Origin of the sequence: Hoeflea sp. Naph1, assembly GCF_046837775.1 — a bacterium.
Taxonomy (GTDB): domain Bacteria; phylum Pseudomonadota; class Alphaproteobacteria; order Rhizobiales; family Rhizobiaceae; genus Hoeflea.
Window position 1 is genome coordinate 3,657,667 of sequence record NZ_CP177286.1, and the last position, 21,393, is coordinate 3,679,059.

At 62.8% G+C, this 21,393-nt stretch carries 19 protein-coding genes; 9 read left to right on the forward strand and 10 right to left on the reverse strand.

The window, feature by feature from the left end; all coding sequences use genetic code 11:
• Nucleotides 1-24: 24 nt before the first annotated feature.
• The 7 genes from ACK6D9_RS17595 to ACK6D9_RS17625 all read right to left on the reverse strand — a co-directional run bounded on the left by ACK6D9_RS17595 (nucleotide 25) and on the right by ACK6D9_RS17625 (nucleotide 7,085).
• Nucleotides 25-2,358 carry a heavy metal translocating P-type ATPase gene (locus tag ACK6D9_RS17595; RefSeq protein ID WP_412049503.1) on the reverse strand — a complete coding sequence of 778 codons (2,334 nt, stop codon included), beginning with the start codon at nucleotides 2,356-2,358 and terminating at the stop codon, nucleotides 25-27.
• Between the two features lie 67 nt (nucleotides 2,359-2,425).
• Nucleotides 2,426-3,736 (reverse strand): APC family permease, encoded by a 1,311-nt coding sequence (locus ACK6D9_RS17600; RefSeq protein WP_045681289.1) that lies wholly within the window; start codon nucleotides 3,734-3,736, stop codon nucleotides 2,426-2,428.
• Nucleotides 3,733-4,407, reverse strand: a complete 675-nt coding sequence (locus tag ACK6D9_RS17605; RefSeq protein ID WP_045681287.1) for a TVP38/TMEM64 family protein — start codon at nucleotides 4,405-4,407, stop codon at nucleotides 3,733-3,735. The genes ACK6D9_RS17600 and ACK6D9_RS17605 overlap by 4 nt, the downstream gene beginning before the upstream one ends.
• Nucleotide 4,408: 1 nt before the next feature.
• Nucleotides 4,409-4,795: a DUF302 domain-containing protein gene (locus ACK6D9_RS17610; protein WP_045681285.1), complete on the reverse strand. Its 387-nt coding sequence runs from the start codon at nucleotides 4,793-4,795 to the stop codon at nucleotides 4,409-4,411.
• A gap of 16 nt (nucleotides 4,796-4,811) precedes the next feature.
• Complete coding sequence (locus ACK6D9_RS17615) at nucleotides 4,812-4,940, reverse strand: hypothetical protein (RefSeq protein ID WP_264224588.1); 129 nt, start codon at nucleotides 4,938-4,940, stop codon at nucleotides 4,812-4,814.
• Between the two features lie 120 nt (nucleotides 4,941-5,060).
• Entirely contained in the window at nucleotides 5,061-6,614 is a 1,554-nt protein-coding gene (locus tag ACK6D9_RS17620) for a multicopper oxidase family protein (protein WP_062563567.1), read from the reverse strand.
• 72 nt (nucleotides 6,615-6,686) lie between these two features.
• Nucleotides 6,687-7,085 carry a hypothetical protein gene (locus ACK6D9_RS17625; RefSeq protein ID WP_045681279.1) on the reverse strand — a complete coding sequence of 133 codons (399 nt, stop codon included), beginning with the start codon at nucleotides 7,083-7,085 and terminating at the stop codon, nucleotides 6,687-6,689.
• A gap of 81 nt (nucleotides 7,086-7,166) precedes the next feature.
• On the opposite strand from ACK6D9_RS17625, the gene ACK6D9_RS17630 reads away from it, so the two are divergent.
• Nucleotides 7,167-7,628, forward strand: a complete 462-nt coding sequence (locus tag ACK6D9_RS17630) for a c-type cytochrome (protein WP_082724933.1) — start codon at nucleotides 7,167-7,169, stop codon at nucleotides 7,626-7,628.
• Nucleotides 7,629-7,681: 53 nt separating this feature from the next.
• Here ACK6D9_RS17630 and ACK6D9_RS17635 read toward each other — a convergent pair whose 3' ends face one another.
• A complete protein-coding gene (locus ACK6D9_RS17635) occupies nucleotides 7,682-8,038 on the reverse strand; it encodes an ion channel (RefSeq protein WP_208990406.1) in 357 nt (118 codons plus the stop codon).
• Between the two features lie 140 nt (nucleotides 8,039-8,178).
• The gene (locus ACK6D9_RS17640; protein ID WP_208997431.1) at nucleotides 8,179-10,410 is read right to left on the reverse strand and encodes a heavy metal translocating P-type ATPase; all 2,232 of its coding nucleotides are present in this window, start codon (nucleotides 10,408-10,410) and stop codon (nucleotides 8,179-8,181) included.
• A gap of 92 nt (nucleotides 10,411-10,502) precedes the next feature.
• Between ACK6D9_RS17640 and ACK6D9_RS17645 the strand changes: the two genes are divergently transcribed.
• From ACK6D9_RS17645 to ACK6D9_RS17675, 7 genes are all read left to right on the forward strand, one after another.
• Nucleotides 10,503-10,943, forward strand: a complete 441-nt coding sequence (locus tag ACK6D9_RS17645) for a MerR family transcriptional regulator (RefSeq protein WP_045681275.1) — start codon at nucleotides 10,503-10,505, stop codon at nucleotides 10,941-10,943.
• Entirely contained in the window at nucleotides 10,940-11,281 is a 342-nt protein-coding gene (locus tag ACK6D9_RS17650; protein ID WP_140197623.1) for a YnfA family protein, read from the forward strand. Before ACK6D9_RS17645 ends, ACK6D9_RS17650 begins: the two co-directional genes overlap by 4 nt.
• 563 nt (nucleotides 11,282-11,844) lie before the next feature.
• Nucleotides 11,845-13,542 (forward strand): NAD(P)H-dependent oxidoreductase subunit E, encoded by a 1,698-nt coding sequence (locus tag ACK6D9_RS17655; protein ID WP_412049504.1) that lies wholly within the window; start codon nucleotides 11,845-11,847, stop codon nucleotides 13,540-13,542.
• Nucleotide 13,543: 1 nt separating this feature from the next.
• Nucleotides 13,544-16,303 (forward strand): formate dehydrogenase subunit alpha, encoded by a 2,760-nt coding sequence (gene fdhF / locus ACK6D9_RS17660; RefSeq protein ID WP_412049505.1) that lies wholly within the window; start codon nucleotides 13,544-13,546, stop codon nucleotides 16,301-16,303.
• Nucleotides 16,304-16,552: 249 nt separating this feature from the next.
• Nucleotides 16,553-17,875, forward strand: coding sequence for an acetamidase/formamidase family protein (locus ACK6D9_RS17665; protein WP_412049506.1), 1,323 nt, complete (start codon nucleotides 16,553-16,555; stop codon nucleotides 17,873-17,875).
• Between the two features lie 572 nt (nucleotides 17,876-18,447).
• Entirely contained in the window at nucleotides 18,448-18,705 is a 258-nt protein-coding gene (locus ACK6D9_RS17670) for a hypothetical protein (RefSeq protein WP_412049507.1), read from the forward strand.
• Nucleotides 18,706-18,834: 129 nt separating this feature from the next.
• Nucleotides 18,835-18,999 (forward strand): DUF3309 family protein, encoded by a 165-nt coding sequence (locus tag ACK6D9_RS17675; RefSeq protein WP_322988397.1) that lies wholly within the window; start codon nucleotides 18,835-18,837, stop codon nucleotides 18,997-18,999.
• A 131-nt stretch (nucleotides 19,000-19,130) separates the two neighbouring features.
• Here the strand turns inward: ACK6D9_RS17675 and ACK6D9_RS17680 are convergent, their stop codons facing one another.
• Complete coding sequence (locus ACK6D9_RS17680; protein ID WP_412049508.1) at nucleotides 19,131-20,204, reverse strand: alkene reductase; 1,074 nt, start codon at nucleotides 20,202-20,204, stop codon at nucleotides 19,131-19,133.
• 181 nt (nucleotides 20,205-20,385) lie between these two features.
• On the opposite strand from ACK6D9_RS17680, the gene ACK6D9_RS17685 reads away from it, so the two are divergent.
• Nucleotides 20,386-21,270 carry a LysR family transcriptional regulator gene (locus ACK6D9_RS17685; RefSeq protein WP_412049509.1) on the forward strand — a complete coding sequence of 295 codons (885 nt, stop codon included), beginning with the start codon at nucleotides 20,386-20,388 and terminating at the stop codon, nucleotides 21,268-21,270.
• Nucleotides 21,271-21,393: the final 123 nt, after the last annotated feature.

A 21,393-nucleotide genomic window follows, 5' to 3' on the forward strand; every position in this document is an offset into this window, starting at 1 on the left:
AGGTTGGATGTGTGGGCTGGCAGATCAGAGGTCGACCCGCCTGAGCCGCAGGGCGTTGGTGATCACCGAGACCGACGACAGGCTCATCGCCGCCGCCGCGATCATCGGCGAGAGCAGAAGTCCGGTGACAGGGTAAAGCAGCCCGGCGGCGATGGGGACGCCAAGCGCGTTGTAGGCGAAGGCGAAGAACAGGTTCTGCTTGATGTTCCGCAGGGTGGCGCGGGCGAGCTTGCGCGCCCGCACGATGCCCATCAGGTCGCCGCCCAGCAGGGTGATGCCTGCGCTTTCCATCGCAACATCGGCCCCGGTGCCCATGGCGATGCCGACATCGGCGGCGGCGAGCGCGGGGGCGTCGTTCACCCCGTCGCCCGCCATGGCGATCTTGTGGCCGTCGCGGCGCAACTGGTCGATCAGGTCCTTCTTGGCCTCGGGCAGGATGCCCGCGCGGACCTCGTCGATGTCAAGCTTGCCCGCCACCGCCTGTGCCGTGCGCTCGTTGTCGCCCGTGGCCATGATCACCCTTAGCCCTTGGGCATGAAGTTCCCGAATGGCCTGCGCGGTACTCTCCTTGATCGGGTCGGCGACCGCCACGATGCCGACGAGCGCGCCGTCAAGCGCGACGAACATCGCCGTCTTGCCCTCGGCGCGCAGGGTGTCGGCCTTTGACTCGGCCTGCGCGGTGTCGAGCCCCATCTCCCGCATCATCGCCGCGTTGCCTAGCGCCACCGCGCGCCCACCGACCCGGCCCTGTACGCCCTTGCCAGTGACGGCGTCGAAGTCCGTGGCCTCCTGACGCGGCGCACCCTGCGCCTCGGCTCCCTCGACAATCGCCTCAGCCAGCGGGTGTTCCGAGCCACGCTCCAGCGCTGCGGCCAGCGACAACAGGTCGGTCTCGGTGACGTCCCCGAGCGCAACCGTATCGGTCAGCTTCGGCTTGCCCATGGTCAGCGTGCCGGTCTTGTCGACGATGAGCGTATCGACTCCTGCCATTCGCTCCAGCGCCTCGGCGTCCTTGATCAGCACGCCCGCCTGTGCGCCGCGCCCCGCCGCCGTGGTGATGGAGATCGGTGTCGCCAGCCCCAGCGCGCAGGGGCAGGCGATGATGAGGACCGACACGGCCGAGGCGATTGCGAAGACCAGCGCGGGCTCCGGGCCGAAGATCAGCCAGACCACGAAGGCGACGATGGCGATGACCACCACCGTCGGCACGAATATCGCCGACACCCGGTCGGCCAGCCCCTGGATCGGCGCGCGGGACCGCCGCGCGTTCGACACCATCGCCACGATCTGCGCCAGCACGGTATCGGACCCGACCTTGCCTGCCTCCATGACCAGAGAGCCGTTCTTGTTGATCGTGGCGCCCGTCACCTCATCCCCCGGCCCCTTTTCCACCGGCATTGACTCGCCGGTCAGCATGCTTTCGTCCAGCGACGAGCGGCCCTCGATCACCGTGCCGTCGACCGGAATGGCGTCGCCGGGACGGACCCGCAGCCGGTCGCCCTCCATGATGTTCTCCAGCGGCGCATCGTATTCAGTGCCGTCCGGCAGGATGCGCCGCGCGGTCTTCGGCGCCAGATCCAGAAGCGCGCGGATCGCATCCCCGGTGCGTTCTCGCGCTCGGAGTTCCAGCACCTGGCCCACGAAGACCAACGCGACGATCACCACCGCCGCCTCGAAATAGGTGCCGACGCCGTGGCCCATCCGGTACTGTTCCGGAAACACCCCCGGCAGGAACGTCGCGACGAGCGAGTAAAGGTAGGCCGCCGCCACGCCGATGCTGATCAGCGTCCACATGTTTGGGCTGCGGTTCACAATGGAGTCCCAGCCGCGCCGGAAGAAAGGCAAGGCGGCCCAGAGGATGATCGGCGTTGCCAGCACGAACTCGAGATAACTTGCGGTCTGATGCCCGATCCAGTCGCGCACTGGCAGCGCGACCAGTTCACCCATCGTCAGGATGATGAGCGGCACCGCCGCCGCCGCCGAAATCCACATCCGACGCGTGAAGTCGGTCAGCTCCTCGCTGGGCTCATCCGACGGCACCATCGGTTCCAGCGCCATGCCGCAGATCGGGCAGGACCCCGGCGCATCGCGGACGATCTCGGGATGCATCGGACAGGTGTACTGGACGTTGGCCGGAGCAGCCTTCTTCTGTCCGGCGGCCCGGCCCGAGGCGTAGAACCACGGATCCGCCTTGAACTTCGACTGGCATTTCTCCGAACAGAAATGAAAGGTCTCTCCCTGGAACTCGGCGTGACGCCCGTCCGGCTTGACCGCGACCGTCATCCCGCAGACCGGGTCCTTTGCGGTATTCGCCCCCGCCGGAATGTCGGGCGCCGCGTGATGGTGATCGTGCTCCATAGTCTGCCAGCCTTTCGATCTCTTGTTTCAGCTTGCCGCTTCCAGCCGTTGGAAGCTCAAGCTCTTTTCAATGGTGGTCGTGAGCGCCTTCCAGGGCGGGATTCCGTGCGAGGAAGATTCCGACGAACAGGAACACCAGCGCCATGCCGATCGCACCCAGGACGACGATCAAGGGGTCGGACTGCCATTTCATCGCGGCGAAGGCGGCCAGCACCACGGCATCAAGTGCGATTGCCGTCAGCAACACCCAGCCCCGAGCGCCGATTTCTTCGCGCAGATGCCGGAACACGCCGAAATGGATGATCATGTCCATCACCAGATAGAAGAAGGCCCCGAGCGAGGCGATGCGGCTGAGGTCGAAGAAGACCGTCAGGAAGCCTGCGATCACGACGGTGTAGACGAGTGTGTGGTCCTTGATCGTGCCTGGCATCCCGAAATGGCTGTGCGGGATCATCTTCATGTCCGTCAGCATCGCCAGCATCCGCGAGACGGCAAACACGCTGGCGATCAGGCCCGAGGCAGTTGCCACCAGCGCAAGCGCCACCGTCAGGTAGAAGCCGGTTTGCCCGAGGGCTGGTTGGGCCGCTTCAGCCAGCGCGTAGTCCTTCGCCGCCACGATGCGATCGAGCGGCAGGCTGGAGCCGACCGCGAATGCGACCAGCAGGTAGACGACGACGCAGATGGCGATGGACAGGACTATGGCCCGGCCCACGTTCCGATGCGGATTGGTCACCTCGGCGCCGCTGTTGGTGATGGTCGTGAACCCCTTGAAGGCGAGAATGGACAGCGCGACCGACGCCACGAACCCACCCGCACGAAAATCTCCGCCCGACGCTTCGAACGAAATGCCGCTGGCCCACAGACCGGCCGCCCCGAACAGCGCAATGCCGCCCACCTTGAGAATGGCCATGATAATGGACAGCAGCCCGACCGACCGGTTGCCAGAGACGTTCACGAGATAGGCGAAGACGATCAGCCCCACGCCGAGGACCGGCACGAGAATGCTGTCCGGATCGCCGCCGAAAGCTCGCAGGGTGTAGGTTCCGAAGGTGCGAGCGACGAGGCTTTCGTTGATGACCATCGACAGCGCCATCAGGAGAGCTGCGCCCGCCGCGACCGTCGTCGGTCCGTAGGCTTTCTTCAGGATCATCCCGATGCCGCCCGCAGACGGGTATGCGTTCGACATCTTGATATAGGTGTAGGCGCTGAAGGCGGTCACGATGGCGCCGACCACGAACGAGAGCGGGAAGAGAGGCCCGGCGAGTTCGGCGATCTGGCCGGTCAGCGCGAAGATGCCCGCGCCGATCATCACGCCGGTGCCCATGGCTACCGCACCGGAAAGGGTGATGCTGTTCTTCTGGTACTCGCTTCCGGTCATGGATTTCCCTTTTCAGGCTTTTGCCGCATGGCTACCCAAAGCAGTGGCAGGCCCGTCAAGAGGCCGAGGCCAAGTACTGCCCATGTCGCCCGGCCCAGATCTCCGCTCACCGCCTCGCCGCCGAAATGGGCCAGCAGGAAGCTTGCCGGAATGATCCCCGCCAGTGTTGCCAAGGCGAAACGCCAGGCGTGCAATCGGCTCAGTCCGGCCGCGTAGCTGATCATGTCGAAGGACACGAAGGGCATCAGGCGGCTGGCAAGAACCGTCGCCGTCAACGCGTTCTGCGAGCCGAGCAGCCCGGCATCGACGCGGTCCCCGAACACCCGCCGCAGGACGTCATGCCCCAGAACCCGTGCGAGACCGAAGGCGATCAGCGCCCCGAGCTCGGCGCCGATGACGACCTGCACGGTCCCCCAGAGATGTCCGTAGGCCGCTCCGGCCGCCAGTGCGATGGGTGCACTCGGGATTGGGCTGGCCACGACCGCGATGGTCATAAGCGTGACGATCAGGACCGGCCCCCAGAGACCCGCACGCGCCACCAGCGTTTCCAGACGCTCGGGCTCCAGGAGGCTGCGCGCCTCGGCGAACACCGAAGGCGCGAACTGCCAGACAGCGAGCAGTCCGATGCCGAGGATCGCAAGGCCCGCGAGAATGGTGACGCGCAGGCTCATCTCAGACCGCCGCGACGGCCTTCGCCAGGAGGTCGCGCACCTCGCCCGCCACGGCCGTCAGTTCGGCGTTCTCAATCGCCTGCATCGACGCCACAGGATCGATGGCGCTGACTTCCACGCCACCGTCGACCTCGCGCAGGATGACGTTGCATGGCAGCATCGCACCGACGCGCGGTTCGATCCCGATGGCCTGATGCGCCATCTTGGGGTTGCAGGCGCCGAGGATGCGGTAGGCGGGCATCTCGACATCTAGCTTCTTCTTCATCGTCGCCTTGACGTCGATCTCGGTCAGGATGCCGAAGCCGTGGTCGGTGAGGGCCTTCCGCGCGCGAGCGTCGACGTCGTCGATACCGGCGTCGGGGAACATTCGATTGATCGTGTAGGTCATTGCCAACTCCTTTTTTCTATTTCCGAAGATACTTGATCAGCGCTGCTATGGCCAAAACCAGCAGCACGAGGATCAGCAGGCCGAAGAGCCAGCCAAACCCCATTCCGAAACCCATTCCGGGGCCCATGTCGTTCCAGTTCATCATCTCATCCTCCTGATTTTTACCCGCAGGGTGCGTCTTTTGGCCGGCCCTCACGACAACATGGGGCAGGACAGACCAGGATCGGTGCCGGGCGGGGCGCCATGTCCGGACGACCCGCTGGGATCAGACGGACGCCGTGACCGCGAATTCGGTCATCATCCCCGTCGTAAGGTGCGGCATGTGGTGGCAATGCAGCATCCATCGGGCGGCCTCACCGACATCGAGGGCGACATCGACCATCGACATCGGTGGCACGTGAACCGTGTCGCGTAGTGCACCGGCGACCCGACGCCCGTTCAGCCCGACGACCTGGAACACATGGCCGTGCAGATGCATCGGGTGCGCCATCATCGACATGTTGTGGAACGACAGCACGACCCGCTCACCGCTGCGTGCGGTGATCGGCTGGTGCTGGCCCCAGACTGCCCCGTTTATCGTCCAGACGTACGGCTGCATCGAACCGCCCAGCATCAGCATCTGGCTGCGGTCCACGGGTCGATCCGGCAGAGCGTCCAGCGCGATGAGGCGCGCCTCCTGCGCCAGATCGGTGTCGAACGCGGGCGCTTCGGCATCCGCCATTGCATCGAGACGCCGCACTTCGGCACCCTGCGTGGCGAGGATCAGGCCGGTGCGCTCGCGCGCGCCTTCGCGCAGGGCGAGGATCGGCCAGGCGCCGCCTTCGTGCGGCAGGTCGATCTCGATGTCCAGACGCTGGCCCATTGCCAGACCGAACCGCGTGCCGGCGAGAGGTTCGACCGCGTGCCCATCTACCGCGACCAGCCGCGCCTCGGCACCGCCGGTCTCGATCCAGAATACCGTCGCCGCAGCGGCGTTGATGACCCGAAGCCGGATACGGCCACCGCGCTCGACCTGGACCACCTCCGGGTCCGACAGGGTCCGGTCATTGGCGAGATAGGCGTCCCAGTCATAGTCGTTCAGGTCCATGGCCATGCCGCCCATCTGGCCGCCCATACCCATCATCCCGCCCATTCGGGGCATGTTGCCCATCGGCATGCCGCCCGTGGCGCCATGGCCCATGGCCCCGTGATCCATGCCCTGCATCGCCCCCATGCCTCCCATGGGAGCGCCCTGATCGGGCAATGCACCGGCACCATGGCCCGCGCCGTGCCCGCCGCCATGACCTGCGCCGATCTCGGCCAGAACCTCCTCGGGGGCCTTGAAGGAGAAGTCATGAAGGAACATCACGACGTCTTGCCGGTCGGCAGCAACGTCCTCGGCCGAGCGCACGATCAGCGGCGCGGCGAGCAGCTGCATCTCCTGGGTGGGCACATGGCTGTGCATCCAGTGCGTGCCGGGCCGTGCCTCGAAGTCGTAGGATCGGGTTTCACCCGGTGCGAGGAGGGGCATCGGCATGTCCGGCACACCGTCCTGCGCGTTGGGCGGGATCTGTCCGTGCCAGTGGATGATGGTACCGACGTCCAGGTCGTTGGTCAGATCGACCCGGAACCTCTGGCCGGGGTCGAGGATCAGTCCCTGACCGCCGGGGCCGGCAAGCCCGAAGACCGTGGCAGCGCGACCGTCGATGTCGAGCGTGCGCGTCGCAGCGGAGAGGCTGATCGGCGCCACCCCTTGCGCGAAGGCGATGCGGGGCAAGTGTGCAGCGCCAATGGCGGCCGCACTTGCGGCAAGAAAGCCGCGTCGAGAAAGCATGTTCATGGTCGTCTCCTCGGGACTTCCGTCCCGTTCATCAATACCGATGGGGCGCCTCGGGCGTCTGCCCGGGCGCGCTCAGAGGAGACGGAGCTTGGGAGGTCGTTCGTTCAGTCCCGGCGCACGGCTGACGTGGATTGCCGCGGACGGGACGTCATGACTGGCGGCGCCGTAGGCGTGCCCGGCTTCCTCGCCTGCCGACGTCAGGAAGGCAGAGAGGCCTGCGCATACGAACTCGCACATCTCGGCATCGGCCGATCCACAGTGCTCTCCAGCGTCACAGTCGAAGCCCGAAATGACCGGAGAGTGCATCATGTCGGCGACATGCATCGCGTGATCCACACCGGAATTCATGCTCATGCGTGTCGCATGCGCGGAGGTCACCGTCGTCACCACGGTGATCGCGAGTATGGCAAGCATGGTGACGACACGTTCGAGCATGCTGCAAAGATAGGCATTGCTCACGAGAATGTCCATAGTCGCAGGCGCCTCGCCGCTGGCACAACGTGGTCTCGACCAAACGCGAATGTTATTCCGCAGTGATCGGGGATAGACGTCTTGAAAAAAGCTCTCCGAAATACTGTCGTGATCGGTCTGGTCGTCGGAGGTGTGATCCTCGCGGTCTTTGCTGGCTGGCGTTATGCCGGTACCGCATCCACCGCCGTGGCGTCGGCGGACATCATCGCGCAAGGACGCCAGATCTATGCGGATCAGTGCGCCGCCTGCCACGGCGCGGAACTGGAGGGCCAGCCGGGCTGGCGCTCGCCGCTTCCGTCCGGCCGGTTGCCGGCGCCACCCCACGACGCCAGCGGCCACACCTGGCACCATCCTGACGATGTCCTGTTCCGCATCGTTAGGGAAGGCACCGCCGCCGTGGTCGGCGGCGGATACGAGAGCGACATGCCCGGCTTCGCAGACGTGCTGAGCGACGCGGACATCCGCGCCGTTCTCGACTACATCAAGAGCACATGGCCAGAGCGCGAGCGTCGATACCAAGAGAGGGTGTCGGAGGCAAACTGACATTCCCCATGGTCGTCGGCTGCTACTCGCGCCAGGCCAGTTCGCAGACCGAGTTAGAGGAACGTCGCCGACCAGGTCAGCACCATGAAGCCGCCGAGCGACTGCATCATGTTGACCATCCGTATCGGCCCGGTTGCCTCGATCTGCGTGTACCCGAGCGTGGCGAAGTTGACGCCGGAGAAGTAGATCAGGCCGCTCCAGCATGGGTCGTAGCTGCCGTCGAAGCCTCCCACGCCCCAGCCCTGCAGCGCCCTGTAGACTGCGGCGAAAGCCAGGATTTCAATCGTGTGGAGCGCGAGCAGCCCGACGAACGCCACCATGATCGCCGCCTGCGGTCTCTCTTTCGAGTTCGGCTTCACGCCCCGGACGGCCAATAGCCCCGTAGTGGTGCGCGACCAGATGGCGGCCACCAGCGCGAAACCGAGCAGAAGCCCGATTCCAGTTGCAGCATGTTGAGCACTCGCGGCGGAACAGTACCCCGAGGTTTATGTTCTCAGCGCTCGGCCCTGCGGCATGGCAGCGGAACCATCGCCCTGCCGATGATCTGATCTCAGGCCTCACGTTCCGGATCAAACGCAAGAAGCCGCAGCGCGTTCAGTGTGACGAGCACCGTCGCGCCGGTATCTGCAAGGATCGCGATCCACAGCCCGGTAATGCCGAGGATCGTCGTCACCAGAAACACCGCCTTAAGGCCGAGCGCGATCGCCACATTTTGCCTGATGTTCGCCATGGCTGCGCGAGCAAGGCGAATCTTGCCGGCCACATCGGTCACGCGATTGCGCAGGATCGCGGCGTCGGCGGTTTCAAGCGCGACGTCCGTTCCGGAGCCCATGGCAACTCCGATGTGGGCGGTGGCGAGCGCAGGGGCATCGTTGATGCCGTCGCCCACCATCATCACGCGGTCTCTGGCGGTCATCTCACGGATCGCGGCGACCTTGCCTTCGGGCATCAATTCGGCGCGATGGTCAATGCCCAGCCCAGCGGAAATGGCTGCTGCCGTGCGCCGGTTGTCGCCGGTCAGCATCACAGACGCGATGCCAAGCGCCTTGAGTTGCTGCACCGCGCGGGCGGCATCCTCTCGGGGTTCGTCCCGGAGCGCTACGAGTCCGACCAACTGGCTCCGGCGGAAGACCGCGACGACTGTCTTGCCTTCATCTTCCATGCCGACCACCGCCCGGAGCGCGTGGTCGTCCAACACACCGCGCTCCCCGGCGAACCGTGGAGAGCCCACCCAGGCGGTTTCACCCTCAACGACTGCTTCGGCCCCTTTGCCCGGAAGCGCTTTGGCGGCGGTCGCGGCCAGGAACGGCGCTCCCGCAGCTTCCGCGCGGGACAGGATCGCCTCCGCCAGAGGATGGCTCGACCCCGCTTCGACGGCGGCAGCCAGCGCCAGCACCTCTGTCTCCGATCCCGAGATCGGCACCACGTCCGTGACGCGCGGCCGTCCGTGGGTCAGGGTTCCGGTCTTGTCGAATGCGACATGCGTGGTGGCCGCCGCGGCCTCGATCACGGCGCCTCCTTTCATCAGCAGCCCGCGACGCGCGCCTGAAGAAAGCGCAGAGGCGATGGAAGCCGGTACCGAGATCACCAGCGCGCAGGGGCATCCGATCAGGAGAAGCGCGAGCGCCCGGTAGATCCACGTATCCCAGCCTTGCCCGAACGCGAGGGGCGGGACGATGGCCACCAGCACCGCAACTCCGACGACGGCCGGCATGTAGATGCGGCTGAAACGGTCGATGAAGCGCTCGGTCGGGGCCCGGGCGCTTTCCGCTTCCTCGACCAGCCGGATGATACGGGCAATGGTGTTGTCCTCGGCCGACTTGGTGACCCGAACACGCAGCGCCGCCTCGGAATTGATGGAGCCGGCAAAGACGGAGGCACCGGGTTCCTTCAGCTTCGGCACACTCTCGCCCGTGACGGCGCTCTCATCGACGCCCGAGGTGCCCTCGATAACTTCGCCATCTGCCGGGACCCGGTCTCCCGGGCGCACCAGAACGATCTGGTCCACCTGCAGCTGGTCGGCTGGTATCACCCGAGTCCGGCCGCCGATCTCCAGGATCGCGGTCTTCGGTACCAGACGAGCGAGCGCCCGGATCCCGTCGCGGGCCTTGTTCGCCGCAACACCTTCGAGAACCTCCCCGACGGCGAAGAGGAAGACGACGAGCGCCGCTTCCTCGGCGGCGTCGATGACGAGCGCGCCGCTGGCGGCGATTGTCATCAGCATCTCGATCGTGAACGGCATCCCCGCTCTGGCGGACGCGACGGCGCGGCGTGCGATAGGGGCGACACCAATGAGCGTCGCGAGGATGAATGCCCACGTTGCCACATCCTGGGAGGCGAGCAGTTTCACGGCCCATGCCGCCGCGAGGAGGAGACCGGTGCCGATCACCAGTCTGCCCTTCGCGGTCTGATACCAACGCGAACCGGGCCCGGGACCGCTCTCGGGCCCTGTCGATCCAGCGTTGGGCTCGAGTCCTGCGGCATCTCGCGAGCCGTCCGCACGGGACGCTTGCTCATCGTCCGGCAGCACGAAGCCTTTCCGATCGGGGCTCGATCCTTTCGCCGCGATCCCGTAGCCGAGCCGCTTGACGATTGCTTCGATCTGGTTGCGAGGGGTCTGCCCTTCATCCAGAGTCAGCCGAAGCCGCTCGGTCATTAGCGCCACATCGACGTCGCTCACGCCAGGCAGGCGTTCGACCGCACCCCGGACCTTGCCGGCGCACGACGCACAGTCCATCCCGGAAACCGTCCATTCGTAGGTTGCACTGTCGTTCGCCGTCATCACGCCCTTCCAACCCGCCCAGCGGGCAACATTGTATTTGCTGAGTCGGGAACCTAAGGTCTCTAGTAGCTATAGCTTCAAGAGGAAATCTGATGCTCACCATCGGAAAATTGGGCGAAGCGGCCGGCGTGAAGGTTCCGACGATCCGCTACTACGAGCAGATCGGGCTCCTGCCGGAGCCAGATCGCAGTGCCGGGAACCAGCGGCTCTATGGGCAGTCGGCACTGGATCGGCTAGCCTTCATCCGCCATGCGCGGGAGCTCGGTTTTCCGCTGGACGCTATCCGAGACCTTCTGAGTCTCTCTGACAGACCCGATCAATCCTGCGCAGCCGCCGATGTCATCGCCAGGGCGCAGCTGGCCGAGGTTGAAAGCCGCCTTGCGCGCCTGACTGCGCTGAAAGGCGAACTTGAGCGCATGGTCGTGCAATGTGCAGGCGGTCGGATTGCCGATTGCCGGGTCATTGAAGTTCTGGGCGACCATTCGCTATGCGCAACCGATCACCAGCATCCGGAGAGCGAGGCGGCATCGTGAACGCACCCGGCACCCTCGCCATCTACATCGGTGCCGCTCTGGCCGAGATTGCGGGCTGCTTTGCGGTCTGGGCATGGATGCGGCAAGGCGCGAGCGCGCTCTGGCTGGTCCCCGGCCTCCTGAGCCTGGCCGTCTTCGCTTGGCTCCTGACCCTTGCCCCCTCCGATTTTGCGGGGCGGGCCTACGCAGCTTATGGCGGGGTCTATATCGCAGCCTCGCTCCTCTGGCTGTGGCTCATCGAGAAGCAGCGCCCGGACACTTGGGACCTGACAGGTGCCGCAATCTGCCTCGCCGGTGCGGCCGTCATCCTGTTGGCGCCGAGGGCGGCTGGTGGATGATCGGGGGTGCTCTCCAAGATCAAGGCAGCCGACTGCCGCTCATCGTTGCCGACATCACGATAGAGCCAACCTTTGCGGACGGACTCCCGCTCTTCCAGCGTAGCAGCTGTGCGTATCAAATAAAATCAATGACTTATACTGGAGAAGGTTGGACGTCAGACCCATCCCCTCCGCCACTGTCCTTATTGCGAAGCGGTGACACCACCCTGATGGGCGCAGATTTTACTGTGTTCTCAAAGCGATTTGCGCAACACCCTCCGAACTTAATAGGCACGCAACCAGGCTCATTTTGGGTTCTGATCGGTCCGCGTCTCTTGACCCGCTACCATCGAATGCGCGTCTATAAGTTAGACCCGTTCAGGTTTTGGGTTTCCCTTGACCGGTTAGCATGTTTCCGTGGCGGCAGACCTGCGAAGCTTGAGTGCGGCCAACAGTCTTGGCGCCGCCAACACCCAGCAGTGCTGGTTCCGTTAATGGGCGCTGGATGTCGTATTTTCGATATGGCCGCATAAAAAAACATCCTATCGTCGGGTGCAGTTAGGGAGTTTGGGAGTTGCTGGAAGATGAACGCTGACGTGGATGCGAAACGGACGGACGGCATTTGGAAATCAGGCGGTGGGCGTGGCCGCAGAACTCCAAAGGGGCGTCAGCTTGAAGATCAGGCTTGGGCGGAGGTAAAGGCGCTGCTGGGCGATGGACCATACCGCCGTGATCTTCTGATCGAATACCTGCACCTTATCCAGGACGCCTATGGCCATCTGTCTGCTCGTCATCTGCGTGCGCTTGCCGAAGAGCTGCGCACCGGAATGGCCGAAATCTGGGAGGTCGCAACGTTCTATGCGCATTTTGATCCGGTCAAGGAGAACGAAACGCCGCCGCCTGACCTGACGATCCGGGTCTGCGACTCGCTGTCGTGCGAAATGGCCGGTTCCGAAGCCCTGATGACCGCCTTGAAGGCCGGGCACGATCCGAACAAGGTCCGTGTCTTGCGTGCTCCCTGCATGGGCCGGTGCGACACAGCGCCGGTGCTGGAAATCGGCCACAGACACGTTGATCATGCGACGCCCGAAAAGGTCGACCTAGTGTTGGCGGAAGGCCATTTCCACGCCGAAATTCCCGACTATGAGGACCTGGCCGCTTATCAGGCTGCGGGCGGCTACGCCAAGCTCGCCGAATTGCGCGCATCCGGCAACTGGGAAGAAATTCAGGAGATGGTTCTCTCCTCTGGACTGCGTGGTCTTGGCGGGGCCGGTTTTCCGTCAGGCCGCAAATGGGGCTTTGTTCGCGCCAATCCCGGGCCGCGCTATCTCGCGGTCAACGGCGACGAGGGTGAGCCCGGCACGTTCAAGGACCGTCACTATCTCGAGCGCACGCCCCATCTGAAGCTCGAAGGCATGTTGATTGCCGCCTGGGCGGTCGAGGCGGAGCGCTGCTTTATTTACATGCGTGATGAATATCCGGCAGTCCTGCATATCCTGCGCACCGAAATCGAGGCGCTGGAAGCAGCAGGGATCGTCGCGCATGGCTATATCGAACTCCGCCGCGGCGCCGGTGCCTATATTTGCGGCGAAGAAAGCGCGATGATCGAGAGTATTGAAGGCAAGCGTGGCATCCCGCGCCTGCGCCCGCCCTATGTGGCGGCTGTGGGGATTTTCGGCCGGCCCACGCTGGTGCACAATGTCGAGACGCTGCACTGGATCACGCGTATCTGCCGTGAAGGGCCGCACATCCTTTCTTCCATTGAGAAAAATGGCCGAAAGGGCCTCCGCTCCTACTCGGTTTCGGGCCGTGTGGCTCACCCCGGCGTCCACCTCTTGCCTGCCGGTTCGACCATCATGGATATCATTGAATCTTGTGGCGGGATGGCTCCGGGACACAAATTCAAAGCCTATCAGCCGGGCGGCCCTTCCTCGGGGCTTCTGCCGGCGTCACTCAATGATGTACCGCTCGATTTCGACACGCTACAGGCGCATGACACATTTATCGGCTCGGCGGCTGTGGTGGTTCTGTCTGACAAGGACAGCGTCAGACTGGCAGCGCTGAACATGCTGCGGTTTTTTGAAAGCGAAAGCTGTGGCCAGTGTACGCCATGCAGGGTCGGTTGCGAGAAGGCGGTAAAGCTGATGCAGGCGCCGAAATGGGATAGGGGGCTTCTGGAAGAACTCTGCGGTGTGATGGCTGATGCCTCGATTTGCGGGCTAGGTCAGGCGGCGCCCAATCCGATCCGCCTGACAATGAAACATTTCCCCGAGGAGATCTGACGTGACCGAGCAAATCCGCTTCACCCTGGACGACCAGGAAGTCTCGGCAGCCCCCGGCGAAACGCTGTGGGAAGTGGCCAAGCGTCATGGCACCCATATTCCCTATCTCTGCCACAAGGATCAGACAGGCTACCGCCCGGACGGAAATTGTCGGGCCTGCGTTGTCGAGATTGAAGGCGAGCGCGTACTGGCGGCCTCCTGCTGCCGGCAACCATCGAACGACATGGTCGTCAAGACCAGCAGCGATCGTGCAAAAAAGTCGCGCCAGATGGTCATGGAGCTTCTCCTGGCCGATCAGCCGGAGCAATCCAAGGCCCATGACGCTTCGGCGCATTTTTGGGACATGGCGGCTGCCAATGATGTTCAGTCCAGCCGGTTTCCAAAACTTGAACCCGACCACATTCCGCTGCTTGATGACAGCCATGTTGCAATGCGCGTCAATCTCGATGCGTGCATCCAATGCGGACTCTGCGTTCGCGCCTGCCGCGACGTGCAGGTCAACGACGTGATCGGCATGGCTGGTCGGGGGCATCAGGCTTATCCTGTGTTCGACATGGATGATCCGATGGGTGAATCGACTTGCGTCGCCTGCGGGGAATGCGTGCAGGCCTGCCCCACGGGCGCGCTGATGCCATCAACCGTGGTCAACGCCGATCAGGTCGGCGACCGCGCTGACATCGACACCGAAGTCACTTCGGTCTGTCCGTTCTGCGGTGTCGGCTGCCAGGTTTCGCTGAAGGTCAAGGACGGCAAGGTCAAATATGTCGAGGGCATCAACGGCCCGGCAAATGAAGGCCGGCTCTGCGTCAAGGGCCGGTTCGGTTTCGACTACATCCACCATTCGCACCGGTTGACCAAGCCGCTGATCCGGCGCGACGATGCGCCGGCCAAGGGGTTGAATGTGGATCCTGCCAACTGGCAGGAATTCTTCCGCGAAGCGACATGGGATGAAGCCCTTGATAAGGCCGCCAACGGCTGGAAGGCGCTGACCGAAAAACATGGCGGCGGAACGGTCGCTGGTTTCGGCTCGGCAAAATGCTCCAATGAGGAAGCCTACCTCTTCCAGAAGCTCATCCGGCAGGGCTTTGGTCACAACAATGTCGACCACTGCACCCGGCTCTGCCATGCCTCATCGGTTGCAGCACTTTTGGAAAATGTCGGCAGCGGCGCCGTGACGGCGAGCTTCAACGAGGTTGAGCATGCCGACGTGGTGATCCTCATCGGCTGCAATCCGGTGGAAAACCACCCCGTGGCCGCGACCTATTTCAAACAGTTCACCAAGCGCGGCGGCAAACTCATCGTCATGGATCCGCGCGGCGTCGGACTGAGCCGGTTTGCCACCTCGATGCTGAAGTTCCGCCCCGGCGCTGACGTGTCGATGCTCAATGCGATCATGCACACGATCGTCGAAGAGGAGCTCTACGACAGGCAATATATCGAGGCCTATACCGAAAACTGGGAGGCCCAGAAGGCGCATCTTGCAAACTTCCCGCCGGAAAAAATGGAAGCCTTTTGCGGTGTTCCCGCCGAAACTCTGAGACAGGTGGCGCGCGACTTCGCCACGGCAAAATCCGGCATGATCTTCTGGGGAATGGGTGTTTCGCAGCACATCCACGGAACCGACAATTCGCGCTGCCTGATCTCGCTGGCATTGATGTGCGGTCATGTCGGCCGACCGGGCACAGGGCTGCACCCGCTTCGCGGCCAGAACAATGTGCAGGGTGCCTCGGACGCCGGCCTGGTCCCGATGTTCCTGCCCGATTACCAGTCTGTCACCGACGACAGCATCAGGCGGCATTTCACGACATTGTGGGGTTCTGACGACTTTTCAAACGAGAAAGGCCTTACCGTCACCGAGATCCTCGACGCGGTTCACGCCGGCCAGATCAAGGGCATGTATATCCTTGGCGAGAATCCGGCGATGTCGGATCCCGACTTGAATCATGCCCGCGAGGCGCTGGCCAAGCTCGACACCCTCGTCGTGCAGGACATCTTCCTGACCGAGACCGCGAATTACGCTGACGTGATCCTGCCTGCCGCTGCCTTTTACGAGAAGAACGGGACAGTGACGAACACCAACCGGCAGGTGCAGATGGGCCGCGCCGCTGTTGCCCCTCCGGGCGAGGCGCGCGAGGATTGGGCCATCACCATGGCGCTGGCCAACCGGCTTGGTCTGGGCTGGACCTACAGCCACCCGCGCGAAGTATTTGCCGAGATGAAATCGGGGATGAAGTCCCTCGATAACATCACCTGGGACCGGTTGGAGCACGAAGGAGCCGTCACCTATCCGTCGCTTTCTCCACAAGACCCCGGTCAGGTAATTGTCTTTGGTTCAGGCTTTCCGCGCGACGGCGGACGGGCGAAGTTTACGCCGGCCAGCATCATCGCGCCCGCGGAACTGCCGGATGCGGACTATCCAATGATCCTGACCACCGGCAGACAGCTCGAACACTGGCATACCGGGTCGATGACACGCCGTTCGGTGGTGCTTGATGCGGTCGAGCCTGAGGCCAATTGCTCGCTGCATCCCGCCACGCTGCGCAGGCTCGGCGTCGAGCCCGGCGGGCACGTGCGGCTGACCACGCGGCGCGGCACGATTTCGCTGATGGCCAGGGCGGACCGGGCCGTCGCAGAGGACATGGTGTTTGTTCCCTTCGCCTTTGTGGAGGCGGCTGCCAATGTGCTGACCAATCCGGCGCTCGACCCCTATGGAAAGATCCCGGAGTTCAAATTCGCAGCAGTCCGGGTGGAGCGGGAGTAGTTCGGAACGAAGAACCTGATTGGAATGGGCAAACCGAAGGTCAGATAAATCGCCTGAAACTCGTCAAGCGCCGGATGTTCGGACGCACAAAGCTCGATCTTCTGCGGCCGCGACTGATCGCAGCATCGTAGGAACCGCACGTCAGCAGATGTGCGTCAGACCGGAGTTTGAGCGCCGATTGACAAGTTGTACGCATTTGCGAATAGACTGGTTCCATATTTTGGAATTTCAAATGCAAGGGAGTGGGCAATGCCTCATGCAAACAAGACGGATACAACAGCGCGGCGCAGCATTGTTGTGGGCACATTCACCAACTCTGTATTGGACCCCGATGCCCCGATGCTTGGCCCGGTCGAGGATGGCGGTACGATCATCGCTAACACCGCACCCGGCTGCTGGGGTCCGATGATCACGCCAAGCCTGCGCGGCGGGCATGAGGTGACACAACCGGTGTTCATCGCGGGCGCTGAGGTTGGTGACGGGGTGGCCATCCGCATCCGCGACATCACTGTTACCTCAATCGCCACCGCATCGGGCCATGACAGCTCTCCCGAGGGATTCTGCCTTGGCGATCCCTATGTCGCCGGGCGCTGCCCCACCTGTGACACCATTTGGCCCGAGACGCATATCGAGGGCATCGGCCAGGATTCGGTGAAATGCGATGTCTGCGGCAATGCGGTCACCCCGTTCCAGATCGTTCATGGCTATACCGTCACCTTCGATGACACCCGCACGGTTGGCCTGACGCTGCCGAAAGCGGCGGCGGAAACCATTGCACAGCAGGCCGACCACTACTCGGCCCTGCCCGATGCCAGCCGCCAGCACTCGATCCTGAACTTTGCGCCCTCTGACATGCCGGGCACTTTGGTGCGAATGCGGCCCTTCATGGGGCAGCTTGGCACCTGCCCGTCAATCGCCATGCCCGACAGCCATAATGCGGGCGATTTCGGAGCATTCCTAGTCGGCGCGCCCCATGCGTACAGCCTGACCTCCGAACAGCTGGCGCAGCACAAGACCGACGGCCACATGGACATCGACGCGGTGCGCGCGGGCGCGATCCTTGTCTGCCCGGTCAAGGTAAAAGGTGCAGGCGTCTATATGGGGGACATGCATGCAGGACAGGGCGATGGCGAGATCGCGGGGCACACCATGGATGTCGCCGGCAGCGTGACCCTTCAGGTCGAGGTCGTGAAGAACTACCCGCTGGACGGCCCGGTACTGTTCCCGCTGGTCGAAGATTTGCCGCCGATGGCGCGGCCCTTCACCGAGGCCGAAAAGGCCAAGGGACAACGCCTTGCCGACAAGTGGGGGGTGTCCAACATCGAACCGCTGGCGCCCATTTCGGTGATCGGCACGGCGGCAAACCTGAACGATGCCATTGAGAATGGGCTTGCACGTGCGGCCAAACTGCTGAGTGTGACCGTGGCCGAAATTCGCAACCGTGCCACCGTGAACGGCGCCATCGAGATCGGGCGCGCACCCGGCGTGATCCAGGTGACGTTCCTGGCCCCCCTCGCCAAGCTCGACGCCGTCGGCTTGGGCGACTACGCCCGCGAACAATATCAGCTCTGATTGCAACGACGCAGAGCACCAACCGCGCGGTGACGGCGGTTCTGTTTGATGTGACACTGGTCCAGAGTGCTGCAGATGGAACCGCCGTTCTCGCCCGGCCGGAGCTATGAAAGGTCGATACAGACACCTCGCACCTTAAAAAGTTAGAGGGTCTGGAACAGGGTCGGAGCACGCCCACTCAAGAACGTCCTTGGCTATGAGGCGATGCTGGCAGACATGGCCTCGCGCTTGAAAGGAACGGATACCTTGCTTGAGATCGGGTGTGGCACCGGGGATGCTGAAACGCATCCATGTGCACTTGAAACCCGATGGGCAACCCATCTGCAAGACTTGGTGCTTCGCTGACATGAAGCTGCCGGTGCGGACGCTTTTTACCCGCGCTCCGGCTTCTTGGCTTGTTTCCTTGCGCGGTTTTAAGCAGTTCTGCATGTGGTTGGCGCAAGGCTTTCAAGCGACATTTTTGCAGAAAATGTCAGGCACTGGTCCGAACTGTCAATGCGCATCCACTTGCACCGAGAAGCGGAACGGAACGATAACGGTCCGGCGGCGTTAAGCACCGAAAGGAATATGCAATGAAAGACCAGGACTACGAACTCGAAAAGCGTGATGATGGTTGGGCCTATGTCATGGATGGACGCCACTCCCCCGTCTATGCGAGCCGCGAGGCAGCGATAGAAGCCGCCAAGGGTGCCACCAAGCCCGCCACATTCGACCAGGAACTCGATGACGAACTGGAAGAAGGACTCGAAGAGACGTTTCCCGCCAGCGACCCGGTTTCGGTCACCAGGAGCGACCACTTAGGAAGCCCGGACAGAAACAAGAAAGACTGAAGGAAACGGGAACCGAAAGGTCGAATTCGCATGGCGCTCTGATGAGCCGCCGTCAAGAGAAGCTTTTGGCCGATTCTGTATCCATGCCTGGTTAGTAGGTCGTAACATTTTGAGAGAGGAGAATTCTCAATGACACTCGGCACCATACTTCTTGTCATCCTTATCATCGCGCTGCTCGGTGGCTTCAGCGGCCGCTTTGGCGGCTATGGATACGGCTTTGGTCACCGCGGCATCAGTGTGATGGGCATCTTGGTTATCATCCTTATCGTTCTGGTTCTCACAGGGCGTCTTTAGGGACCCCGTTCGAGCGCTGTGTGGTGATACCGGTGAGACCCACATTGCCGCGGCCCGGCCCGGATAAAGAGGGGCAACCACCCACTCCATCCGGTCCCAGGTTTCACGCTGCGGTCGGGTTGGTCGGGCCATCACGCAACAACGGCTTCGGGTTGGGTCGGATAGTCGACATAGCCCTCAGCCCCGCCGCCGTAATAGCTGGCACGGTCGGGTTCATTCAACGGAGCACCGGATTTGAGCCGCTCGACAAAGTCAGGCGTAGACAGGACGAATTGACCGTAGGACTCCACATCCGCCAGGCCGGTCCTTATATCCGACCCAACCTCTTCCAGCGCACGACCGGGGCGGTTGAGGATAAGCGCCTGATCCCAACTCGCGCGAATATCAGCCAGCAGCGCATCATTGCCTAGATGCATGATATGAACATAAGCCAACTCCAGCTTGTTGAGTTCACTCACAAGGTAGCGGTAGAGGTCTGGCCCATCGGCACCTTCCTGCAAACCGCCAAGCGTCGCGCCGGGCGATAGACGAATGCCAGTGCGTTCGGCCCCGATCTCGTCTGCCACGGCCTGGGCCACCTCGATGGCGAAGCGCGTACGATTTTCGATGCCGCCACCATAAACGTCCTCTCGCAAATTGGCATTGGGGGCAAAGAACTGCTGAATGAGGTATCCATTGGCCCCGTGGATTTCGACACCATCCGCGCCGGCATCAATCGCGCAGCGGGCGGCTGTGCGGAAATCATTCACGGTCTGCGCAATTTCTTCGATCGTCAGCGAACGGGGTTCCGGGATCGGCTGCATGCCTTTCGCGGTGAAGATTTGATCGCCGGGCCTGATCGCCGAAGGAGCAACGGGCTGTCGATGATGCGGGGTGTTGTCAGGATGCGAGGTGCGCCCAACATGCATCAGTTGAATGAAGATGCGCGATCCCTTGGCATGAACGACGGACGTAATCTTCTGCCAGCCCTTTTTATGCGCATCGTTGTAGATTCCCGGCGTGGCCAGATATCCTTGGCCATCCTTCGAGGGTTGTGTGCCTTCGGTAACGATCAGCCCCATGCCCGCGCGCTGTTCGTAATAGAGTGCAGCCAGTGCGCCCGGCGTGCCGTCCGCTTGCGCGCGGCTACGGGTCATGGGCGCCATTGCAAGGCGGTTAGAGATACCGGTGACGCCAATTTTGGCTGGGGTCCAGATGTCGGTCATTGCTGCTAATCCCTTTTGTTGCCGCTGGACCTGGCCTGATGTGATGTTGCCTTGTCCTTCGACGGCGTGTTTTCAATCGCGTTTGGGAGACATCACTATTGCCTTCCTTGCGTCTGACCCCAGAGTTAGTGTTTCATAACGGCTGCACATAGTGCGAATACTGAAACAAGGTGGTCCGAAAATGGAACAGCCAAATTTTGAGGCGATGTCACACTTCGTGGCTGTTGCCAGGCATGGCGGGCTTAACGCCGCCAGTCGCGAGACGGGTGTCCCCAAAGCCACGATATCGCGGCACGTACGCCAGCTTGAGGTCAGTCTGGGAACACTGCTGCTGGAGCGGGGTGGGCGCCGGATGCAAATGACCGAAGATGGTCGTATCCTGTTCGCGCGGGCAGCCCCCCTTCTCGCAGATCTGGTCGCAGCGGGCGCGGAGGTCAGTGCTCGGGATGGACGGGTTCGCGGCAGCCTGCGGGTCAGCGTTCCCTCCTTGCTGGCGCGGTCGCGCATGGGGGCGTTCGCAGCAGCATTCGTGAAGAAATACCCCGAGGTGAAGCTGGCCATCGATATCGATGACCGTTTCGTCGATCCAGTGGCCGAGGGCTACGATCTGGTCATTCGCGCGAACCCCGCACCCAACTCCGACCTGGTAGGAAAATGTTTCCTGCGCACAGAAATCCTGCTTGCAGCCTCGCCCGATATCCAGCCTCCCAAAGCGCAAGATGAAATCATCGATGCGGTGATCCTGTCAGCCTCAAGTGGGCAGACTGCCTGGAACGTGATCAGAGAGAATGAGCCTCTCCGCATCATTCCGCGCGAAATCCTCAGATGCTCATCAATGATGCTGGTTTATGATGCCGTTCTTTCCGGCGCGGGAGCGGCCTTGCTTCCCGCCTGGCTTATCGAACAGGACCTGCGCGACGGCCGGCTTCGGGCTTGGGCTAAAGTTGCCAATCGCAATATCGAAGCCTGGGTCCTGCACGCCCCTGCCCATCTGACCAGCCCAAAGGTCCGGGCGTTCGTCGACACTTTGGTCGAAGCCCATCGCGGCCACGGGAATGGTGACTGAAACAAGCTTGTGGCCGGACTGAAATTCGATGAAAGACCGCAACTATCGAGTCCGGCTTAAAACAAAATATCTGGCCTGCCCGGGAAGGCCGCCATCCTGAACCGCCAGCGCAACAGGTTGCTG